This is a genomic window from Bacillus sp. EB600, from assembly GCF_024494385.1.
Taxonomy (GTDB): Bacteria; Bacillota; Bacilli; order Bacillales; family Cytobacillaceae; genus JAEVLT01.
Genome location: NZ_JAEVLT010000099.1, coordinates 1 through 3,029, shown reverse-complemented (window position 1 = coordinate 3,029; position 3,029 = coordinate 1). Strand labels below are relative to the sequence as shown.

Here is a 3,029-nt window from a genome sequence, read left to right as displayed (position 1 = left end):
AGAGATGGGCATTGAAGGTATTCATCCAGGTCCAAACCTCAGTAAACGAAACATGCAACACAGGATCTATCCATATCTGCTTAGAGGGCTTCAGATTGGTCATTCTAATCATGTCTGGGGCATTGATATAACGTACATTCGCTTAGAACGCGGCTGGATGTATTTAGTGGCCTTGATTGATTGGTATTCTCGTTATATAGTAAGCTGGGAATTGGACCAAACCCTTGAGATTGATTTCGTACTAGAGGCTGTGAATCATGGATTTTCCCAAGCTCACCCACAGATTTTAAATAGTGATCAAGGTAGTCATTTTACCAGTCCTCAATATACAGATCTAGTAAAGTTAAATGAAATTAGAATTAGTATGGACGGAAAGGGCCGGGCCCTTGATAATATCATAACCGAACGCTTCTGGCGCTCTATCAAATACGAAGAAGTTTATCTGAATGAATACACAAGCCCCCGTGAAGCAAGAACGGGCATAAAGCAGTATATTGAATTTTATAACCATACAAGGCATACAAGGCTATCAGTCACTAGGCTATCAGACACCATCCTCCGTCTACTTTAGCTCTTAAAGACTCACCTCCATCTTCTATGTTCGGGAGAATCTTTGCCTTTTTAGCACATTCTCCCAATAGACCCCCCCGTACGATTCCATGTTTCATGAGCACTCCAACGCTCCCATTAACACATGATTAAAAGATGAATACACCTTAACTTTTAAAAATCCGTGTCTTGACAATGGGGTCCACTTTAAATTCTCTAATTTATATAATCCGAAGTAAACAAAAATCAGTATACCAACGAAACACATTATTGCTGAATTAATTACAGTCGCCACTAAATAAGGCTTCCACATTGAAAAGTATTGATACGTCAAAGCAAAAATCACTGGGACCACAGCAAAATCAACTGCATTAAAACGATGGGTAAAAATAAGAAACTGATGTGGATAACTCCAAAAATCGTAATAAGCACCTATTTCATTTCCTAAACCAACAATTACAAAACTTACTACAAAAGCAAAAGACATTAACAGCATTCTATTACGGTCTATTAAAAATATGAACAAAATAAAAAATAAGAAATTTATAACGACAATACTCCACCACCCAGGACTAAACAAATCGTGATGAAGCCATATATCTGTTTGAATTGAATGATATTTCCTAATACATGTCTACTTTAAAAAGATAGTTGGAAGCTTCCAGTAGAAATAGAGGGTTAATGAAGGTCTTAATAGGTTGATATTTCATTCAGTATCACAAAAACAAATACTTGTTGTAATGGAAGCAAAGAAGCCCAATTTCGTCTGCTAAAAATGGAAAATTGGGCTTTATTTAGTTTGTAAGAGAAATTGAAAAGGAACAATGATAATTTTAACAAACAGTTTTTGAGACAACTTAAATGTTTCTTATTAGGCGATATCAAAAATTAACTACATCGATCTCATAATCTTCACTACTATCTGTTTCGCTAGTGATACAAGTAAAACAACCATTCCACCCAACAATAGCCGAACCGATCGCCCAAATAGGGGAACCAAAAGAAATGCAAGCTGCACCAGATTTTTTATTCTCAACAGCAGCATCAAGTTTTTTCTTTATTTCTTGTAAGCTTTCACCTTTATTGGTTTTAACATAGCTTTTTGCAAATTCATTAATAGAAATAGAAACCATCATAATTCTTATTCCTCCAAAGGTTGAGTTCCTTACTTTTTAATACGTTATATCTACTTTCATACTGAGTGGCATAAAAGCAATGCATTTGATCAAATAGAAGCAAGTTCACAAAGGGGTGAAGTCTGCAAAAAATAAAAAGGAAGCCTCCATAAATTGTTTGGATTTGTTTCATAAGCTAGCAATTTAAAGGGAATTGACACTCTACGTTTCTAGCGAATAGTTTTTGCACCAGAACGGTTAATTTTAGGTATTCTTCGAAAAGAATAGGGTTATTTGTCTGCATTATTAACAGAGTCCTTTAACGTATTATCAAATACATGTGTATAAATCATGGTTGTATTGATATTGCTGTGCCCAAGTTGACGCTTGAGTGTGGCAATATCTTTATTTGTTTTATAGTGCTGTGTGGCGAATGTATGGCGTAATTTGTGAAAAGTTAAATCACCTTTACCAAAGGCTTCCGCATATTTTTCAACCATTTTTTGTGCAGAGCTTTTAGAAAAACGATTGGCTTTGTATTCAAGCAGATCTAGAAGAGCGACGTCACTGAATACAACCTTTTCATGTTTGCTTCCTTTGCGTTTGACCAGGACATGCTGCTTGTTCCAGTCGATTTTATCCATATCCAAGGAAACCACTTCGGATACACGTAGGCCTGAGCCAAGAATCAAGCTAATAATGGCTACATCACGTTCACGATTCCGAATATGAGCATTATAGATGCGCTTTGAATCTTGGACAAGATTTGCATATTCAGAGGCTACAAACTCACGGAAGGAGTTGATTTCATCATTCACTAAGATACGGCCGGCAATTTGTTCCGCTTTTTCGTCTTCGGAATGCTTTTCCCGAACCACATCAATCTTAGCCATGACATTTCGTTTTAAATATGGATACATATTGTCATCTTCAGCAATTTGGGACAAGTAATGAAAAAGAGACTTCAAAGCAGCAATCCTGCGGGCAATCGTATCATTGGCATTTTCGCGGCGTATGCTGCAGTGGGTTTCAAAGCTGACAATATCTTTTGGCCTGAGCTGTTCAAGAACCTCTAAAGATATGTTTTTAATGGGTGATGGCGTAATTCCTTCAACAACAAGCCAGTTGAAGAAGATTTCAAAATCTCTACAGTAATTCAGAAGTGTATGCTCGCTGTTCTTGCGGCCTTTGTATTCTATAAACTCTGTTATATACCATGGGAGAATTTCAAGACGTTGCTCAATAAGGTGATATTGACTTTCCATGAAATCAAATCCTTTCGACAAAATTCCACATAATCGAAACAGTGAATAATTTACTATGTAATGAAATAATTTCCATTACACCGTACAAGTGTTTCTATTT

3 protein-coding genes and 1 pseudogene are annotated in these 3,029 nt (G+C 36.4%); 1 reads left to right on the top strand and 3 read right to left on the bottom strand.

What is annotated here, in order from left to right:
• Positions 1-578: pseudogene (locus JN080_RS28580) on the top strand (IS3 family transposase); the annotation flags it as partial.
• 86 nt (positions 579-664) lie between these two features.
• On the opposite strand, the gene JN080_RS28575 reads toward JN080_RS28580, so the two are convergent.
• The 3 genes from JN080_RS28575 to JN080_RS28565 all read right to left on the bottom strand — a co-directional run bounded on the left by JN080_RS28575 (position 665) and on the right by JN080_RS28565 (position 2,929).
• The gene (locus tag JN080_RS28575; protein ID WP_256239322.1) at positions 665-1,036 is read right to left on the bottom strand and encodes a hypothetical protein; all 372 of its coding nucleotides are present in this window, start codon (positions 1,034-1,036) and stop codon (positions 665-667) included.
• 394 nt (positions 1,037-1,430) lie between these two features.
• Positions 1,431-1,685, bottom strand: coding sequence for a hypothetical protein (locus tag JN080_RS28570; protein WP_256239321.1), 255 nt, complete (start codon positions 1,683-1,685; stop codon positions 1,431-1,433).
• A 269-nt stretch (positions 1,686-1,954) separates the two neighbouring features.
• The gene (locus JN080_RS28565; protein ID WP_256239320.1) at positions 1,955-2,929 is read right to left on the bottom strand and encodes a tyrosine-type recombinase/integrase; all 975 of its coding nucleotides are present in this window, start codon (positions 2,927-2,929) and stop codon (positions 1,955-1,957) included.
• Positions 2,930-3,029: the final 100 nt, after the last annotated feature.

Bases quoted from the DNA above. Each gene is read 5' to 3' on its own strand.
- JN080_RS28575 (WP_256239322.1), bottom strand. From the start codon at position 1,036: ATGTCTTTTGCTTTTGTAGTAAGTTTTGTAATTGTTGGTTTAGGAAAT.
- JN080_RS28570 (WP_256239321.1), bottom strand. From the start codon at position 1,685: ATGATGGTTTCTATTTCTATTAATGAATTTGCAAAAAGCTATGTTAAA.
- JN080_RS28565 (WP_256239320.1), bottom strand. From the start codon at position 2,929: ATGGAAAGTCAATATCACCTTATTGAGCAACGTCTTGAAATTCTCCCA.